The organism is Ruegeria sp. I3, from assembly GCF_056532525.1.
The window spans coordinates 95283-113737 of sequence record NZ_JBQFNI010000002.1 but is presented as its reverse complement, the minus strand read 5'-3'; the positions used below and the strand labels follow the sequence as shown (position 1 = coordinate 113737).

General features: G+C 56.2%; 17 protein-coding genes. 6 read left to right on the top strand and 11 right to left on the bottom strand.

What is annotated here, in order from left to right:
* Positions 1–69: 69 nt before the first annotated feature.
* The 9 genes from rpoD to ACR0L9_RS04825 form a co-directional block, all read right to left on the bottom strand.
* The gene (gene rpoD / locus ACR0L9_RS04865; protein ID WP_170396291.1) at positions 70–2058 is read right to left on the bottom strand and encodes an RNA polymerase sigma factor RpoD; all 1989 of its coding nucleotides are present in this window, start codon (positions 2056–2058) and stop codon (positions 70–72) included.
* Positions 2059–2172: 114 nt separating this feature from the next.
* A complete protein-coding gene (gene dnaG, locus ACR0L9_RS04860; RefSeq protein ID WP_480895038.1) occupies positions 2173–4122 on the bottom strand; it encodes a DNA primase in 1950 nt (649 codons plus the stop codon).
* A gap of 80 nt (positions 4123–4202) precedes the next feature.
* Positions 4203–4499: a hypothetical protein gene (locus ACR0L9_RS04855; protein ID WP_170396287.1), complete on the bottom strand. Its 297-nt coding sequence runs from the start codon at positions 4497–4499 to the stop codon at positions 4203–4205.
* Positions 4500–4534: 35 nt separating this feature from the next.
* Positions 4535–5080 carry a sarcosine oxidase subunit gamma gene (locus ACR0L9_RS04850; protein WP_480895036.1) on the bottom strand — a complete coding sequence of 182 codons (546 nt, stop codon included), beginning with the start codon at positions 5078–5080 and terminating at the stop codon, positions 4535–4537.
* Positions 5073–8006 carry a sarcosine oxidase subunit alpha family protein gene (locus ACR0L9_RS04845; RefSeq protein ID WP_480895034.1) on the bottom strand — a complete coding sequence of 978 codons (2934 nt, stop codon included), beginning with the start codon at positions 8004–8006 and terminating at the stop codon, positions 5073–5075. Before ACR0L9_RS04845 ends, ACR0L9_RS04850 begins: the two co-directional genes overlap by 8 nt.
* Positions 8003–8266 carry a sarcosine oxidase subunit delta gene (locus tag ACR0L9_RS04840; RefSeq protein ID WP_170396281.1) on the bottom strand — a complete coding sequence of 88 codons (264 nt, stop codon included), beginning with the start codon at positions 8264–8266 and terminating at the stop codon, positions 8003–8005. Before ACR0L9_RS04840 ends, ACR0L9_RS04845 begins: the two co-directional genes overlap by 4 nt.
* 55 nt (positions 8267–8321) lie before the next feature.
* Positions 8322–9575, bottom strand: a complete 1254-nt coding sequence (locus ACR0L9_RS04835; protein WP_480895032.1) for a sarcosine oxidase subunit beta family protein — start codon at positions 9573–9575, stop codon at positions 8322–8324.
* 196 nt (positions 9576–9771) lie between these two features.
* Positions 9772–11202 (bottom strand): Glu/Leu/Phe/Val family dehydrogenase, encoded by a 1431-nt coding sequence (locus ACR0L9_RS04830; protein WP_170396277.1) that lies wholly within the window; start codon positions 11200–11202, stop codon positions 9772–9774.
* A complete protein-coding gene (locus tag ACR0L9_RS04825; protein ID WP_170396276.1) occupies positions 11189–11497 on the bottom strand; it encodes a hypothetical protein in 309 nt (102 codons plus the stop codon). Before ACR0L9_RS04825 ends, ACR0L9_RS04830 begins: the two co-directional genes overlap by 14 nt.
* A 129-nt stretch (positions 11498–11626) precedes the next feature.
* Between ACR0L9_RS04825 and ACR0L9_RS04820 the strand changes: the two genes are divergently transcribed.
* From ACR0L9_RS04820 to ACR0L9_RS04810, 3 genes are read left to right on the top strand one after another with little or no spacing between them, the layout of a single operon-like run.
* A complete protein-coding gene (locus ACR0L9_RS04820) occupies positions 11627–13354 on the top strand; it encodes a Tad domain-containing protein (RefSeq protein WP_480895030.1) in 1728 nt (575 codons plus the stop codon).
* On the top strand, positions 13351–13968 hold the full coding sequence (locus ACR0L9_RS04815; RefSeq protein ID WP_170512803.1) for a hypothetical protein: 618 nt from the start codon (positions 13351–13353) through the stop codon (positions 13966–13968). The genes ACR0L9_RS04820 and ACR0L9_RS04815 overlap by 4 nt, the downstream gene beginning before the upstream one ends.
* Positions 13955–14551, top strand: coding sequence for a TadE/TadG family type IV pilus assembly protein (locus ACR0L9_RS04810; protein ID WP_480895029.1), 597 nt, complete (start codon positions 13955–13957; stop codon positions 14549–14551). The genes ACR0L9_RS04815 and ACR0L9_RS04810 overlap by 14 nt, the downstream gene beginning before the upstream one ends.
* Here ACR0L9_RS04810 and ACR0L9_RS04805 read toward each other — a convergent pair.
* Complete coding sequence (locus ACR0L9_RS04805) at positions 14548–15018, bottom strand: hypothetical protein (RefSeq protein ID WP_170396268.1); 471 nt, start codon at positions 15016–15018, stop codon at positions 14548–14550. The two genes, ACR0L9_RS04810 and ACR0L9_RS04805, sit on opposite strands and share 4 nt — an antisense overlap.
* Positions 15019–15177: 159 nt before the next feature.
* On the opposite strand from ACR0L9_RS04805, the gene ACR0L9_RS04800 reads away from it, so the two are divergent.
* Positions 15178–16089: a pirin family protein gene (locus ACR0L9_RS04800; protein WP_480895027.1), complete on the top strand. Its 912-nt coding sequence runs from the start codon at positions 15178–15180 to the stop codon at positions 16087–16089.
* 7 nt (positions 16090–16096) lie between these two features.
* Here ACR0L9_RS04800 and ACR0L9_RS04795 read toward each other — a convergent pair whose 3' ends face one another.
* Positions 16097–16684 (bottom strand): TetR/AcrR family transcriptional regulator, encoded by a 588-nt coding sequence (locus ACR0L9_RS04795; protein WP_480895025.1) that lies wholly within the window; start codon positions 16682–16684, stop codon positions 16097–16099.
* A 100-nt stretch (positions 16685–16784) separates the two neighbouring features.
* Between ACR0L9_RS04795 and ACR0L9_RS04790 the strand changes: the two genes are divergently transcribed.
* Together ACR0L9_RS04790 and ACR0L9_RS04785 are read left to right on the top strand one after the other, a co-directional pair.
* Positions 16785–17033 carry a hypothetical protein gene (locus ACR0L9_RS04790; RefSeq protein ID WP_170396262.1) on the top strand — a complete coding sequence of 83 codons (249 nt, stop codon included), beginning with the start codon at positions 16785–16787 and terminating at the stop codon, positions 17031–17033.
* Between the two features lie 128 nt (positions 17034–17161).
* Positions 17162–18448 carry a homoserine dehydrogenase gene (locus ACR0L9_RS04785; protein WP_170403375.1) on the top strand — a complete coding sequence of 429 codons (1287 nt, stop codon included), beginning with the start codon at positions 17162–17164 and terminating at the stop codon, positions 18446–18448.
* Positions 18449–18455: the final 7 nt, after the last annotated feature.

The window sequence follows — 18455 nt, the reverse complement described above, 5'->3', positions numbered from 1 at the left end:
GCCAAATTGAATTGAAGATCGGCCATTGTGAGCGGGCCAAAGAAAAAGGCGCCCCGGGGCGCCTTTGACTTACTGATCCAGGAAGGATCGCAATTTTCGTGACCGACTGGGGTGTTTCAGTTTCCGCAGGGCTTTCGCCTCAATCTGACGGATACGTTCGCGGGTCACGCTGAACTGCTGGCCCACCTCCTCCAGCGTGTGGTCAGTGTTCATGCCGATGCCGAAACGCATCCGCAGTACCCGTTCCTCACGCGGCGTGAGCGAGGCCAGAACCCGTGTGGTGGTTTCCTTGAGGTTTTCCTGAATGGCGCTGTCCAGTGGCAGCACGGCGTTCTTGTCCTCGATGAAATCGCCCAACTGGCTGTCTTCCTCGTCGCCAATGGGCGTTTCGAGGCTGATCGGTTCCTTGGCGATTTTCATCACCTTGCGAACCTTCTCAAGCGGCATCTGCAGCTTTTCGGCCAATTCTTCGGGCGTCGGCTCGCGGCCGATCTCATGCAGCATCTGACGACCTGTCCGGACCAGCTTGTTGATCGTTTCGATCATGTGAACCGGAATACGAATCGTGCGGGCCTGATCCGCGATCGAACGCGTGATCGCCTGACGGATCCACCAGGTCGCATAGGTCGAGAACTTGTAGCCGCGGCGGTATTCGAACTTGTCCACCGCCTTCATCAGGCCGATGTTACCTTCCTGAATAAGATCAAGGAATTGCAGGCCGCGGTTCGTGTACTTTTTGGCAATCGAGATCACCAGACGCAGGTTGGCCTCGACCATTTCTTTCTTGGCTTGCCGCGCCTCTTTCTCACCCTTTTGAACCTGTTGCACGATGCGGCGGAATTCAGGGATATCCAGACCGACATACTGACCGACTTGGGCCATGTCGTTGCGCAGTTCCTCGACCTTCTCGGTCGAGCGTTCGATGAACATCTGCCAACCCCGACCCGGCTTTTCAGCCATTTCAGCCAACCAGTTCGGATCCAGCTCGCGCCCACGATAAGCATCAATGAACTCGCGACGGTTGATGCGAGCCTGGTCAGCCAGCTTCACCATCGAGCTGTCCAGTGACATAATCCGGCGATTGATGCCATAAAGCTGGTCGATCAGAGCTTCGATCCGGTTGTTGTGCAGGTGAAGACCATTCACCAGTTCAACAATCTCAGCGCGCAGCTTCTGATAGGTTTCTTCGTCCTTCGCGCTGAAAGTGCCATCCTCATTCAGCGTCGCAGAAATCCGGCTGTCCTGCATTTCGGACAGCATAGCGAAGTCGGTCGAGATGCGTTCCAGCGTGGTAAGAACCTGATCCTTCAGCGCTGCTTCCATCGCGGCCAGGGACATGTTGGCCTGATCGTCGTCATCATCGTCATCATCATTGGCAATCGGGTTGCCGTCAGCGTCAAGCTCCGGCCCCTCATCCTTGGCAGGCTTGGCCGCCTGCACCGATGAGGTATCGACAACCGGCTCTTCAACCTCGCCGTCTTCATCCATCTGGTTGCCGAAAGTGGTTTCCAGATCGATGACGTCCCGCAGCAGAATGTCTTCGGACAAAAGTTCGTCATGCCAGATGGTGATCGCTTGGAAGGTCAGCGGGCTTTCGCACAGACCAGCGATCATGGTGTTCCGACCGGCTTCGATCCGCTTGGCGATAGCAATCTCGCCCTCGCGGCTCAGCAGTTCGACTGAACCCATCTCGCGCAGATACATGCGTACGGGGTCATCGGTGCGATCCAGCTTTTCGGTTGCGGCACCAGCCAGCGCAACCTCGCGCGGGCCTTCGGTGGTGACCAGTTCGGTCGAACCTTTGTTTTCTTCTTCTTCGGCTTCTTCATCTTCGATGATGTTGATGCCCATCTCGGACAGCATCGACATAACATCTTCGATCTGTTCCGAGCTGACCTGATCAGGCGGCAGAACCTGATTGAGCTGGTCGTAGGTGATGTAACCTTTCTCGCGAGCCTCGGCGATCATCTTCTTGACCTGGGCCTGGCTCATGTCCAGCGAGATTTCCTGTTCCTGCTCGTCGGATTTGCGGTCTTCGTTCGTATCCTTGGCGGCCATTCAATGCTCCTGCAGGGATGGGTGATTCGTTTGAACCGAATCATTAGCGCGTAGAAGTGATTCGGCCACCCGTTTACCCGTTTTTCTTTTCCAGTGCCTTACGAAAACACCACTTCATCGATGTTTCCGTTCGAATTTGATGCCAGACGTGATGGCCTCAAACGCGTCTTTCTCATCGCGGTTGATTCGCGCACCATTGTCGGCGATGTCGAAAACGGCCCTGTCTTCGTTCTGGCTGCGGCTTGTACGGTTGCGCTCTTCGGCGGCTTGCGCCAGCCGATATGTCAGCGCCTCATCGGCCAGATCAGACAATTCCTCTGCCGCTTCGGCAATCTCAGCATCCAACCCCTGGAGCGCTTTGATCTTTGCGAGTTCCTCGGCCAGCGTCATCTCGGCCTTTTCAACGTCGCCCGGTTTGTACACACAGGGGATCACTGCGACATGGCGAAGGGCCAGCAGGTTTTCAAGGGGTTCCGGTCCCAAAGTTTGCATGATGTGATCCTGCAGATTGTCCGGATCGTCGATGGCATGGCGCAGGATTGCTCCCCGCAAGGCCGCATGATCAGGGTCGTGGCAAACCATTTCTTCCAGCTGAGTTTCGAATTGCACGACAACTTGTGGATTCAGGATGGCAATCGCGAGAATTGCCGCTTCGCGCAGTTGAATATCCGCATTCTCAGCCGAGGCCAGAAATGACGCCCGTGCGCCTGGCGTGGCAGGCTGTGCCTGCGGCTGCCATTTTCCGCGCGGTTGCCACGGGCGATTTTGCGATTGTCGCTGTGGGCGAAACAATTGCCAGCGCAGGTCCTTAATTTCCTGCCCGTAGTGCGATCGGATCGAGGGGTCGCGGATCAGCTTGATCTTCTCTCGCAGGGATTTATCCAGCGCCGCTTTGCGTTCGGGGCTGTCAAAGACCTTGCCTTCCGTCTCGCGTTGCCAGAGCAGTTTGACCATCGGGATTGCAGCATCCAGCACACCCTGCACCGCCCCCGAACCTTCGGCGCGCAGCAAATCGTCGGGATCTTTGCCTTCGGGCATCAAGGCAAAACGCAAGGATTTGCCCGCTTCCAGCAACGGCAGTGCCAAATCGACCGCTCGCATCGCCGCACGCAGCCCTGCCGTATCGCCATCCAAAGCGATGATCGGCTCGTCAGAGATGCGCCAAAGTAGTTGCAACTGATGCTCGGTAATCGCAGTCCCCAATGGCGCAACCGACGCGCCAAACCCGGCCTCAGCCAAAGCGATCACGTCCATATAGCCCTCGGCCACAACCAAAGGCTGCCCCTTGCCTGCCGCCTGTCGTGCGGGGCCATGGTTGTAGAGGCTGCGGCCTTTGTCGAACAGATCGGTCTCGGGCGAGTTCAGGTATTTGGCGTTGTCATTGGGATCCATCGCCCGGCCACCAAACGCAATGCACCGCCCGCGCGGGTCGCGGATCGGGTACATGATGCGGTTGCGGAACGTATCATAGGGTTTCTTACCTTTGTTCGACGGCTTGGCCAGCCCGGCCCCAAGGATCAGGTCCTCGGAGACATTCTTACCGGTTAGATGATCCCACAGAGCCTGCCAGCCCTCGGGTGCGAAACCGATTTCCCAACGGTCCAGCGCCTTCGCGTCAAGACCGCGACGTGTCAAATAATCACGTGCCGCCGCCCCTGCCCCAGTCTTGAGTTGCAAACGAAAGAACTGCACAGCCTGTTCCATCACCTCGGCCAGCTGTGAACGGCGGTCATGCTTTTCCTGCGCCTTGGGATCACGCGCGGGCATCGGCATCCCGGCCTCGCGCGCCAGAATTTCCACGGCTTCTATGAAAGAGACATTCTCGGTCTCTTTCACAAAACTGATCGCGTCCCCTTTGGCGTGGCAGCCAAAGCAATAATAGAATCCCTTTTGGTCATCGACGTGGAACGAGGCGGTCTTTTCGTGATGAAAGGGACAAGGCGCCCACATATCCCCCTTGCCCTGATTGGATTTGCGCTGGTCCCACATGACCTTACGCCCAACAACCTGAGACAGGCTGAGGCGCGTTCGCAGTTCATCCAGAAATCCGGGGGGCAAAGACATGGGTCAAACCTGCCAGAAATGAAAACGCGCGCCAAGGGGATGGCGCGCGGTTGTCCACAGAGAAATGATCTGACTGTGGATTATTGTTGTAAACACAACTCCAGCCACGCAGCTCCGAGATCCTTCTTACGCACGTCGCGCATCTTCTGCTCATATACCCAAGGCGTGATCAGCGGAACAGCGGCATTGTAGTTCTCGGGCCAGGTAGGACCACTGTCGGCCACCGCCTGCGCCACATCGCGTTCCTTGACCCGGTCAAGTCGTGCTTTCTGTATCGCTGCAACAACGTCGGCCTGATACTTGCAGCTCTGTTCCTTGGTTTCCTGTGCAACCACTGGCGTGGCCAGCACGGCCGCAACGATAGCGATACGCAACATGGGGATCTCCGAAGATTCGTTTCTTTCAGCGCAGCTTACCCGCGCGCGGCGATGCCTTCCATCGCCCTTTTCAAATCGTGAACCAGTGTCTCAGCCATGGATCGGAAGACCATGATCTGAAACGTGTTCTCCCCAACGCGCGTGATCGAAGCGGTCATGTGGCACAGCAGGGTCCGGGCGGAGTGGCCGCGCTTGAAGTTCGCCTTACGCAGATCAATAGGCACTACGCGCGCCAGTACGTCTTCGACATCAGCACCCTCTAACCGGACCACAGCCCAGGCATCTGATTGGTCCACAATGGCCGCATTCTTGGTCAGGGTCGCATCAGGAGACGGCCCGATCAGCATCGCATGCGCCGGGCCGAACCAGATCGCCCGCGCGCCAGCCTTACCCGTTGCGCGATTGGCCGATGGATAGGCCATCCCGTGCGCTGCTTTCAAAGCTTCGGATAGCGCCTTTTGCTTACCCTTGAAAGGTGAGATCGAATGGATCGCGCCCGCATCCTCTTCGCTGAGCGTTACAGAGCCGAAGGTCAAAGGCAGCAACCCGTCGCAGGGTGTTTTGGCGGTCAGATTATCCACGGACGCGCCCTCCTTCGGGGTCAAAGAAAACCGGGTTCACCACTTCACACAGGGTTGTCACGCCGCGCAGATGATCGACCATTTTCACGATTTCTCCATACCTCTCAGGCCCGTCCGCCAGGAAGCCCAAGCCCAACATCGTTTCCAGCGTCGGGGAATAACACACGGAGGTCAGATAGCCCTGATCATTGATGCGCACCGGCTCGGCCTCTTCCCGGTAAAGATGCGCACCCGCCAGCAATTCCTTGCTTTCGCCAATGGGTTTGAGCCCGACCAACCGCTCGCGCCCCGGCTCTTCAAGCCCTGGACGTTGCGACATGGTTTTGCCGATGCAATCCTTCTTCTGCGACACCATCCGACCCATGCCGATATCATAGGCAGTTGTCCGTCCGTGGATCTCGGAATGCGTAATAAAGCCCTTTTCGATGCGAAGAACGTTCAGCGCTTCCATCCCATAAAGACCACCGCCCAGTGTCTCAGCCCGCTCGGTCAAAATATCGAACAGGGTCGCGCCATAGCGCGCAGGCACAGCGATTTCATATGCATGCTCGCCCGAGAACGAGATCCGGAACAAACGCCCCTGCACACCCAGCACCGAGATCGATCCGCAAGCCATGAAGGGCCAGCTTTCTTCATCAAGAGGTGTGTCCAGCAGATCGTTCAACAATTCACGCGATTTTGGTCCGGCCACGGCAAACTGTGCCCACTGTTCAGTGACCGAGATGCACGAGACATCCAGATCAGGGCGCAGTCCCTGATGAACGAACTCCAGATGCTTCATTACATCGCCAGCACCTGCTGTGGTGGTGGTCATCAGGTAATGCGTCTCTCCCAGCCGCGCGGTGGTGCCATCATCCATGACGAATCCATCCTCACGCAACATCAGGCCATATCGCGTTCGGCCAACTTTGAGGGTCGAGAACATGTTCGAATAAACGAAGTCCAGAAACGCCCCCGCATCCGGCCCCTGTATGTCAATCTTGCCAAGCGTCGAGACATCGCACACCCCGACGGCCTGACGCACCATATTGACCTCACGGTCACAGGATTGCCGCCACGTGGTTTCTTCATCCTTTGGGAAATAGCTGGGGCGATACCACAGCCCGGCCTCAACCAACGGAGCTTTCCGCGCTACGGTCGCTTTGTGCGAAGTGATAAAGCGTTGCGGTTTGAAACCCTTGCCTTCAGCCCCAGCGCCCAGCGCGGCAATGGCGATAGGAGAATACGGAGGGCGGAACGTCGTGGTTCCGGTTTCGGGTATCGCGCGCCCGGTGACGTCCGCTAGAATGGCCAACGCCGCCACGTTCGAATTCTTGCCCTGATCCGTCGCCATACCTTGCGTCGTATAGCGCTTCATGTGCTCGACTGACCGGAAGTTCTCAGTCGCGGCCTGTTTGACGTCTTTTACTGTAACATCGTTCTGGAAATCCAGCCACGCGCGCCCTTTGCCGGGAACGGCCCAAAGCTGCGTGATCTCGTATGGCGTATCCTCGGCCTGCGGTGGCACAGTCTTCGAGGCCTTGTAGCCAAGATCGCCGAGCACGCCTTTGGCTGCCTCAATCCCTTCACGAAGGCAGGCTGTAATTGAGAAAGATCCGTTGCACGCACCCGCTGTCACCATGCCCGGCACGGCCCCCGGCGTTGGCACAAAGGCCTCGATCTCACGCTTCCAGATCGGGCGGCTATTCATGTGACACGTTAGATGAACCGAAGGATTCCAGCCCCCTGTCATGGCAAGGCAATCCGTGTGTATCCGTTCTTCTCCACTGGCGCGGCGCACTGTAATCGCCTCCAGCCCCTTACGGCCCGAACTGTTACAAACTTGCGCCCCGCGTAGAACCTCGTAGTCGTCAGACAAGGGCGCGTCATGGCGGCTATCGATCACAGCCGCCACATGGACACCAGCATCCAACAAATCACGAGCAGTGCGATGGATATCGTCAGTATTTCCGAAGATCGTCACATTGCGGCCCGGGCTGACACCCCATCGGTTTAGATACGCCCGCACCGCGCCAGCGGTCATGATCCCCGGGCGATCATTGTTGCGGAATGCGACCGGGCGCTCCAGCGCGCCTGCCGCCAGAACTGACCGCTTGGCCACGATCCGCCAATAGGTTTCCAACGGCGCCCCGTTGGGGCGGTGATCCGTATGGTGAAAAACGCGTTCCAACGCCGCAAAGGTACCTTGGTCATAGGCACCTGCGATAGTGGTCCGGGTCATGATGCGGACATTGTCCATCGCGGCTAATTCGGCCAGCATTTCGTCAACCCAAACGGGACCCGGTTTTCCGTCGACCTCATAGGTCTCGGCCAGCAGACGCCCACCCACGCGACTGTTTTCGTCGGCCAGAATGACGTCCGCGCCGGCACGACCAGCGACCAGTGCGGCCATCAGCCCCGCAGGCCCTGCCCCGATAATCAGCAGATCGCAAAAGGCATAAGCGCTTTCGTACTTGTCGGCATTGTCTTCGCCCGACAGCGCGCCCAACCCGGCGGCACGCCGAATGATCGGCTCGTATAGCTTTTCCCAAAAGCTTTTTGGCCACATGAAGGTTTTGTAGTAAAAACCCGCGCCCAAAAACGGCGAAGCCAGATCGTTGATCCCCATCAAATCGAAACTCAGGCTGGGCCAGCGATTCTGGCTGCGCGCTTCAAGTCCCGGATAGATCTCTTGCATCGTGGCGCGAATATTTGGTTCTTGACCTGCGCCTGCCCCCAAGGTCATCAGCGCATTCGGCTCTTCGCTGCCTGCGCTCAGCACACCCCTAGGCCGGTGGTACTTGAACGAACGCCCCATCAGTCGCACGCCATTCGCCAAAAGCGCTGAAGTCAGGGTGTCGCCCGCATAGCCGCTATAGCTGGCACCATCGAAAACAAACGGAATCGACTGCGTACGATCGATAAGACCCTTTCCATCGATCCTCATGCCCGCTCCTCCGATGCCGGCTGCGCGTCGATCATCTCATGCGTGACCGTGTTTCGTGTGACCACGATCCATGCACCGCACCCGCCTTCGTGATACCAAAGCTCTCGTGTCGGCCCTGCCGGGTTTTCCCGTTGGTAGACAAAATCATCCCAAGCCGCCTCACCGGCATCCGGGGCCGGTCGGTCCAGATCCACTGCCGCCCCGCGATAGTAGAATTCGCGCCGATCCCGCTCGCCGCAATATGGACAGGTGATCCTCATAGCCGCGCGCCCTTCTTGATCTTTTCAATAATACCCAAATCCAACATCGCGCCCCTCAATGCAGATTGTGCTGAGAGCCCTTGCCCTCTTCATCGATAATCCCGCGCCCGGTGCGGAAACGATCCAGTCGGAAGCCGGTGGCATTCTCGTGATACCGATCCGTCGCAATCAGATGCGCAAACACATTCCCCGAACCCGGAACCGCCTTGAACCCGCCATAGTTCCAGCCGGAATTCAGATAGAGCCCGTCGATATCCGTCCGGTCTATGATCGGAGAGCCATCGGGCGACATATCCATGATCCCGCCCCAGGATCGCAGCACCCGCGCCTTGCCGATCATCGGCATCAGCGCCATCCCGGCCTCCATCACGCTTTCGACGGTGGGCAAGTTACCTCGCGCCGCATAGGAGGCGTAAAAATCCAGATCACCGCCAAAGACCAGACCGCCCTTATCTGACTGGCTGATATAGAAATGCCCCATGCCAAACGTCACCACATGATCGATGCAGGGCTTCAGACCTTCGGTCACGAAGGCCTGCAAGACATGGCTTTCAATCGGCAGCCTCATTCCAGCCATCGCCGCCACCTGACCTGAACGCCCGGCAGCAACCATCGCCACCTTCTTGGCCCGGATCGGCCCACGCGAGGTCTGAACACCGCGCACCACGCCATTCTCGATATCAATACCAGTCACTTCGCAGTTCTGGATCAGATCCACGCCGCGCTGGTCCGCTCCGCGCGCATAGCCCCAGGCCACTGCATCGTGTCGCGCTGTACCTCCGCGCGGGTGGTAGAGACCGCCATACAGAGGGAACCTAAGGTCATCGAAATTCAGATAGGGCACCATCCGCCTCAATTCATCGCGATTGAGCAGGATAGCATCGTCACCCTGACTGATCATCATGTTGCCCCGGCGCGCAGCGGCATCACGCTGCCCGTCCGAATGGAACAGGTTGATGATCCCGCGTTGCGAATGCATGACATTGTAGTTCAGATCTTGCTCAAGACCTTCCCACAGCTTCAATGAGTGCGAGTAGAACTCGGAATTGCCCTGCAAAAAGTAGTTCGCGCGCACAATGGTGGTGTTGCGCCCGACATTGCCCCCACCGATATAGCCCTTTTCCAGAACAGCGATATTGGTCAGACCATGTTCCTTGGCCAGATAATAGGCCGTGCTCAACCCATGACCTCCGCCGCCGATAATGACGATGTCATATTCGGATTTCGGTTCAGGCTCGCGCCAGTGCGGCGTCCAGCCTTTGTTGCCGGTCAGGCCCTCTTTCAGGACACGTAAGCCGGAGAAACGCATTCAGAACTCCCTACAGGTGTGTCGGCATCAAACCAACTTCACCCAGCAGTAACAACGCCGGAATCCGGTTCCACTCCTGTTTTCGACGAAAACTTGTCGCTGGGCGACCAATCCACACACTCTGACGACTTCGACCTAAATGAAAAATGGCCAACCCGATGGTTGGCCACTCAAGAATCTTCTGTTGTCTGTGCGCTCAGAGGCCCTTGGCGCGATAGCTTTTTGAGACGCGGTCGATCGCAACGATATAGGCCGCCGTGCGCAGATCGTCGACATCTGCGCGATCATGCCAGACTTCGCTCATCGACTGATAGGCAATGCGCATCGTGTCATCGAGACCAGAACGCACCAGCTCCAACTCGCCAGCGCCCTTTAGGTACTTGGCCTTGAAATCCGGAGACATCGACCAAGCGTCACCCAGATACCGATCCAACCGTTCCAGTTCGCTGACGATCAACTCATGCCGAGCTTCTTCCTGACGCCGCTGCATCCGGCCAAAACGGATGTGGCTGAGGTTTTTGACCCATTCAAAATAGGACACGGTCACACCACCCGCGTTTGCATACATGTCAGGAATGATCACCGTGCCTTTCTTGCGCATGATCTCATCAGCACCCGCCGTGACAGGCCCGTTGGCGGCCTCGATGATCAGTGGTGCCTTAATACGTTCGGCGTTGGATAGGTTTATTACCCCCTCCAGCGCCGCCGGGATCAGGATGTCACACTCTGCCTCAAGCACAGCGCCACCCTCGGCGGAATGCGTGGCGTCAGGATAGTCTTTCACGCCGCCATGCTTGACGATCCACTGCCGCACGGCTTCTACGTCAATGCCGTCGGGATTGTACAGTGCGCCATCCCATTCGATGATGCCGACCACACGCGACCCGTCTTCCTCGCTGAGGAACTTGGCTGCGTGATAGCCCACGTTACCCAATCCCTGCACGACGACGCGCTTTCCGTCCAGCGTGCCTGACAAGTTCGCCTTCTTGACGTCTTCCGGGTTTCGGAAGAATTCGCGCAACGCGTATTGGATGCCGCGCCCGGTTGCTTCGACCCTGCCCGCGATGCCCCCCGCGTTCAGCGGTTTACCTGTCACACAGGCTCGCGCGTTGATATCGGTCGTATTCATCCGCGCATATTGGTCAGCCATCCACGCCATTTCGCGCTCGCCGGTTCCCATATCGGGCGCAGGGACGTTCTGAGATGGGTTGATCAGATCGCGCTTTGCCAGCTCATAGGCAAAACGACGCGTGATCTGTTCCATCTCATGTTCTTCATACTGGCGAGGATCAATGCAAAGGCCCCCTTTCGAGCCACCAAAGGGCGCTTCGACCAGTGCACACTTGTAAGTCATGAGCGCAGCGAGCGCTTCGACCTCATCCTGGTTCACCGCCAAGGCATAGCGAATGCCACCCTTTACCGGCTCCATATGTTCCGAATGAACCGAACGATATCCGGTAAAGGTGTGGATCTGCCCCCGCAGACGAACCCCGAACCGAACGGTGTAGGTGGCATTACAAACCCGTATCTTCTCTTCTAGCCCGGGCGGCAAATCCATCAGAGACGCCGCTCTGTTGAACATCAAATCAACACTCTCACGAAAGCTGGGTTCTTTAATGCCGGTCATAAAATCCTCCGTGCCGGTAGACGAGATACGTCATGACTTTTTGTCGCACTGCTTGCCAAATACCGCAATCAGTAACTGCACGTATTTTCATCAGTTTGTGAACTTTACTTTTCAGCTCCATTGGTGAGTCGGGCGTTAACGAAAGCCGCGCGATTGTCCAAAGGCGCGAAACAAAACCACCAATAACACCGGGAATAAAGCTGAATCTCGTTAAAAACGAGCAGCATAGTGTCCACTGCGCCCAAATCTCGCCACGATCCGTGGGTAAATTATTAAAGTTGCGAAGTGCTGGCATCAGTGTGTCTGATCGACCGAGGAACCAATTATGCGCAAGTTTGATTTGAAGGCCCAATTCAACCGTCTCTGCCGCGAAAACAGTTGTTCGCGGCACTTGCGGCACTTTGTTTCTTCGACAGAAGGCACGATGACGATCCTTGCGCTTTTCCTGATCATGATTGTCTTCACCGTGGCCGGGTTCGCGGTCGACGTCATGAGGTATGATCGCGAAAGGGTAAGGCTACAATACGCCCTGGACCGCGCGGTCCTTGCCGCAGCTGACCTGGACCAAGAGCTTTGCCCACGGGTCGTGGTGAATGATTACATTCGCAAAGAAGGTTTCGATACGAATATCATCAAAAATATCAAGGTCGAGCCCGAGACATGCACGACAAACGACGACGGAACCGTGACTCAGGTTGCAGAACTTGAAGGAAAACGGAAAGTCGAAGCCAGCGCCGACATGAGCATTGAGACACACTTCATGAAATGGAGTGGCGTCGATTACATTGATACAACCGCCACCAGCATCGCCGAAGAATCGATTGGTAACGTCGAAATTTCATTGGTTCTGGACGTCTCGGGTTCGATGCGCGGGACAAAGCTGACCAACCTCAAAAGTGCCGCTGAGGACTTTATCGATGAGATGATCCTGAAATCTGAGGATGGTAGATTGTCGATCTCAATCGTGCCCTACTCGGAACAGGTGTCGGTGCCTGACTATCTTATGAATGCTTTGAACACGATCGGGGCTAACGAAAGGGCCAATTGCATCGATTTCCAGGCTTCGGACTACACAACGACCGATTTCAACTATTACGACATCGTGGACGACGAAGGAAACATCATCACAAAAGGGGATTATGTCCCGCAAACTCTTCATTTCAAGGATAATGGCTCCAGCGACAAAAGGTTCAACGACACGTTGGTAACCAGCAATACGTGCCGTCTTGAAACCACCACAGATCGGCGAGAGATGACGGTAATCCAGAATGATCCTGACATTCTGAAAGGTCAGATCCAGAATCTTGTGGCAAGCGGCTGGACTTCGATCGATGTGGGCCTCAAGTGGGGTCTAACTTTGCTTGACGATAGTATCCAACCGCTGATCGCTCAGATTGCGGACAGTTCAGAAATTCCGGACTCGTTCGCAATTCGGCCAGCCCCTAACAAGACCACGGACACCCTCAAGGTTCTGGTGCTGATGACGGATGGTGAAAACACTTATCAGCACAAAGTGAATCCGCCTTATAATGACGGCCCCTCGGACATCTATTGGAATGAAGATGCCGAAACTTATTCTATCTACGATGAAGAGTATGACCGCTGGGCTTGGCCTAATGTCGCCACAACTGTACGGGACAGTTCGTACAGGCGCTGGACCCGCGACAAATACCAAGATCATGCCCATGGCAATGGGACTTATATGCGCTACCGCTGTACGGATTACTACAACGGCACCTGCTATTCGATGGATCGATCGCAAACACGCGAGGACTCCGAAGGGCTTTCAACAGATTCCGATCCGGTAGAACTGGAATGGCCCGATGTCTGGGCGCATACTGAAAAATACGCAATTCGGAATATGTTGCGTCACGCTTATGGCTGGGATCGCGGCGAAGAATTTGCAGCTGACTCCACGACCGAAATTGGTCCTTCGACCAAAAATCCAAATGTTGTAGATCTCTGCGAAGAAGCTGAAGAAGATAATGTCATCATCTTCTCGATCGCTTTTGAGGCACCCTACGGTGTTAAGCAGATGCTGAAAGACTGCGCGATCAAACCTGCCCGTTACTATGAAGCGACCGGCAATCAGATTGAACGCGTCTTCGATTCAATCAGCACCTCCATTCAAAACCTGAGGCTGACCCAATGACAAAGACACTGCGGAATCGGCTTCGGAGATTTCGAAAGAATGAGGATGGAAACTCGTCTATCGAGTTTATCTTCTGGTTTCCATTCTTCCTGTATGTCGCTTATTCAGGCATGGATCTGGGATTGCAGTCCTTCCACCATGCCGATCTTGAACGATCTCTGGATATGACAATTCGGGAAGTCCGGCTTAATCGCCTTCCTGACGGGGAAGATGAATGGGATCACGCGCTGCTGAAGAAAATGATCTGTGACGAAGCGCTGATAACCAATTGCTCGGAAAACCTTGCGCTCGAGATGAAGTCTATTGATCCGCGGGTCGGCAATCAGTTGGATCCAACCCCCTATTGCGTCGACACTCCGGAGACAATTCGTAAGCCGGACGAAGTTGTTTTTGAACAAGGGACTTCAAATGAGCTTATGATTATCCGCGCCTGTCTTGAGGTTTCACCTGTTTTTGGGCTTTCGATGCTGAGCGGCATTGCGAAGCAGGACAACGACGGCCAATGGGAATTGCAGGCGACGACCGTATTTGTTCATGAACCATTTGGTGGTTCATCAGCTGATCCTGACGATTCATCTGACACAACAGTGGATGTGGCCGATGCCTCGAATTAACAAAGAAAATCGCAACCTTCCCAATGCACTGCTGAACCGCTTTCTCAAACGAGAAGACGGCGCCTTATCGGTCGAGGCAATGCTGATATTGCCGCTGCTGTTCTGGTCAATGTTTGCGTCTTACACCTATTATGACAGCTATCGCCAAAGCGCGATCAACATCAAAGGAGCCTACGCAGTTGCGGATGTGCTCTCACGCGAAGCTGAAGATGTTAACGCCGCGTATATCAACACTATGTACGACCTTCTGGAAAACATGGTTGATACCAGGGCACCGGTCTCGATGCGTGTGACCTATCTGACCTATGATGGTGATAACGATCTCCACGATGTTCTATGGTCCTGCGTGCGGGGCACTGGATATCAGAAATGGACCGACGCAGAGATCGTGAAAATCAAACAACGGCTTCCGGTAATGCCTGATAACGGCTCAATGATACTGGTCGAAACCAACAATACATACAAAGCGCCATTCCAGATGGCATTCAAATTTGCTGACTTTGAAATGGATAATCTGGTCTTCACACACCCTCGTGTTTTCGACCAGATCGTCAATACCGACCCTGCTTGCTTGGGTGTCTAACTCTTTTCAGCAAGCATCGCCGACAGCATTTCCGACATGTATTTGGTCTCGGCGGCGGCTGTCATGCCGCCTATGCCAATCCTTCGTCCGACACGCCACCAAAGACCGGGCGCCCACTGGTTTGAGCTTCGTGCATGAGTGGTTACCAAGAAGCCATTTGATGGCTTAAATGCGAACACGCCCCGGTCTACGCCTTCGACATCCTCGATATTGCAGATCACCTGCCCCGAGCCTGTGCGCAATTGGGATTGGGTCAGCTCGATCCTGTCTTCGGTCGCGTACCACATGCGACGGGCTAACCAGAACGCGGCTGCCCCGGAAACCAGTAAGAAGACCTGCCAGCCTAACTCAGGCGGCGATGCCAACGCGACGTAAATGACCAACGCCCCGACCGTGACCAGCATCCCTACCCCAGTCCAGCGCCGCGGTGCCGAGGCCGCGACCGTAGCCAGCACTTCTTCTTGCATATTGTTCTCCTGATTGTCCGCCCGCTTTAACCGCTTTGATACGCAAAGGACAGCACCGCGTCACCTGTCTGAGCATCTTCGCACAGCTTCAGTGTTCCTGCGCAAATTGACTGCCTGAGGCCGACGCATAAGTTCCGGTCAAAGGATCAGGAGGCGTTTATGTCACTCAGACCAACTTTGGAATTCCGCAAGGCGGTCCCGACAATGGAAGGCGCGGGCGTCAAATTGCACCGGGCGTTTGGGTTTCAGGACCCGTCGGAACTGGACCCGTTTCTGCTGTTCGATGATTTCCGGAATGACAACCCATTGGACTATATGGCCGGTTTTCCGTGGCATCCGCATCGGGGCATCGAAACGATCACTTATGTCCTGTCCGGCACAGTCGAACACAGCGACTCGCTGGGCAATAGCGGCACGCTGGGTGCCGGAGATGTCCAGTGGATGACCGCCGGGTCGGGTATCCTACATCAGGAAATGCCCAATGGGTCGGCCAGCGGTCAGATGCATGGGTTCCAGCTGTGGGGCAATCTGCCATCAGATCAGAAAATGGCCGCCCCGCGCTATCAGGACGTTCAAAGCACTGATATTCCAGAAATCATCGATGATGATGGGACAAAGGTCCGTGTGATTGTCGGTACATTCTGGGGACGTACGGGCCCAGTGGACGGTATCGCTGCCGATCCGCAATACCTGGATATCAGCATACCGGCAGGGGTGAAAAAAACCATTCCGATCGACACATACCGCCGGGCCTTCGCCTATATCTTTGAAGGCAGCGCTGCCTTTGCGGATGCGTCTCGGCCAACTGGAATTCTTCTAGAGAAAGAGGTCGCCGGGCAAGAGGTCAACATCCGCGACATGTCAGGAGACAGGACGTTGGTTCGGTTCGGGACCGGAGACGAAATCACGGTTCAGGCCGGGCCCGAGGGTGTGCGGTTTCTTTTGATCTCGGGCGCTCCGATCGATGAACCCGTGGCGTGGCATGGCCCGATCGTGATGAATACGCAGGCAGAATTGCAGCAAGCGTTTCGGGAATTGCGAAACGGCACGTTCATCCGGCCAGCGCACTAGGCACGATTCAGGCGGTGACTGCTTTGCGGACCATGTCCCAATACACCTGCTCGACCTCATCCAGCGACAGGCGGCCACCGCTGCGATACCAAGTGATCACACCATTCAGCATGGCAATCACCGCTAATGTGGCGATCTTGGTATCGGTGACCGAAAATTGACCCGATTGCTGCCCGTTACGCAGAATATGCTCTAACGAGTCCTCGTAACGGCGGCGCAGGGCCTCGATTTCGGCAAAATTTTCGGGGTTCAGATTGCGCAGCTCCATATAAGCGATGAACACCTCGTCGGGACGCTGCAGGTGAAAACGGATGTGGAACCCGACAAACTGACGCAAAGCATCTTGTGGATCATCAAACCGGTCGAGATCGTCATAGGCGGCCATCAGATCCTGCATGTGATCGCGCATCAGCCGAAACAGCAGGCTCTGCTTGTCGGGCGTGTAATTATAGAGTGCCCCAGCCTGCACCCCCACCTCGCCTGCGATCTGCCTCATTGAAACCGCAGCATAGCCATGACGGGCAAACAGCCCCAGTGCGGCCTCGCGAATGCGGGGGCCGGTTATATCGGAATGAGAACCTTGTGTACGCGCCATGCTTCGATCGTATCTGAACAGACGTTCAGATAGAACCCCGCTTGAACCATTCCGACAAAACGTGCATCACGGGATACACGCTGCGACCCGAAGGACTGCGATGAAGCTTTTGCTGCCCATTCTCTTTGTGCTGGCCACCGCCGGCTGCGCAAATATCCCTGAGTTGGAAGGCAGCGAAACCGCCGCATTGCGCAAGGCACCCTACCCCAAGCTTATTGCTTTAGATCCCGCCCTCGGCCCTCCGACCGATCCAATCAGCGAAGCGGAAGAGGTAGAAGAAGACCTGACAGCACGCAGCGAAGCGTTGGCGGAAAAAGCCGAAGCGCTGCAGAATGCCGAGATTAACTAGGATTTCGGCCACGCCACTAGCTCCAAAAGATTAGACGGATTGCACCCCTGCCTCGAACCCGCTAAGGCAGCCCGCAAAGGACACTTCGCCATCGCGGGCGGTATTGCGAGCAGAAAGGACCCAAGGGAATGACACAGGCGCTGAGGCTTGGAATTGCCGGATTGGGAACCGTTGGCGTGGGTGTGGTCAAAATTGTGCGTCGTCATGCCGATTTGTTGCACGCCCGCACCGGGCGTCGCATTGAGATCACCGCAGTTTCGGCCCGTGATGCCAGCAAGGACCGTGGCGTAAACCTCTCGGATTATGCATGGGAAACCGATCCCGTTGCATTGGCCAAACGCGAAGACATCGATGTTTTTGTCGAACTGATGGGCGGCGAGAACGGCCCCGCGAAAGCTTCGGTCGAGGCGGCGCTGAACAGTGGCAAGGATGTCGTCACCGCAAACAAGGCGCTGCTGGCGATTCACGGGCAGGAATTGGCGGAATTGGCTGAGGCCGCAGGGCGTGTAATTCGCTTCGAAGCGGCTGTCGCGGGTGGTATCCCGGTAATCAAATCTCTGACCGAAGGACTGGCGGGTAACGAGATCACGCGTGTCATGGGCGTCATGAACGGTACCTGCAACTATATTCTGACCCGGATGCAATCGCAGGAGTTGGGCTATAACGCCCTGTTCGAGGAATGCGCGCAGCTTGGCTATCTTGAAGCTGATCCCAATCTGGATGTTGGCGGCATCGACGCGGCGCACAAACTGGCGCTGCTGTCTTCGATTGCCTTTGGCACCAAGCCGAATTTCGATGGGATCGAGATCGAGGGCATTCAGCATATTAGCCTCGATGACATCCATCAGGCCCACGACATGGGGTATCGCATCAAGCTGTTGGGTGTAGCACAGCGAACGGCGCGCGGACTGGAACAGCGGATGCAACCCTGTCTAGTGCCGAGCAATTCTCCGCTAGGTCAGTTGGAAGGCGGAACAAACATGGTTGTGCTGGATGGGGACGCAGTTGAACAAATCGTTCTGCGCGGCCCCGGTGCCGGTGAAGGTCCCACTGCAAGCGCGGTGATGGGCGACGTTTGCGATCTGGCGCGAGGCTTGCATATACCGACATTTGGCCGCCCCGCGACGACCCTGCAAGACGCAGCCTCCGCCGTTACTGGCTTACCTGCACCCTACTATCTGCGGCTCGGTCTTCTGGACAAACCCGGCGCTCTGGCAAAGGTCGCGGCGATTCTGGGCGATGCTGGCGTCTCGATCGACCGGATGCGGCAGTATGGGCACACAGAAAGCACAGCGCCCGTGCTGATCGTGACCCACAAAACCACGCGGGCGACGCTGGACCATGCACTGGATGGCCTGCGCGCCACCGATGTGGTGGCCGGAGAACCCGTCGCCCTGCGTATCGAACAAGTCTGACCCCTTG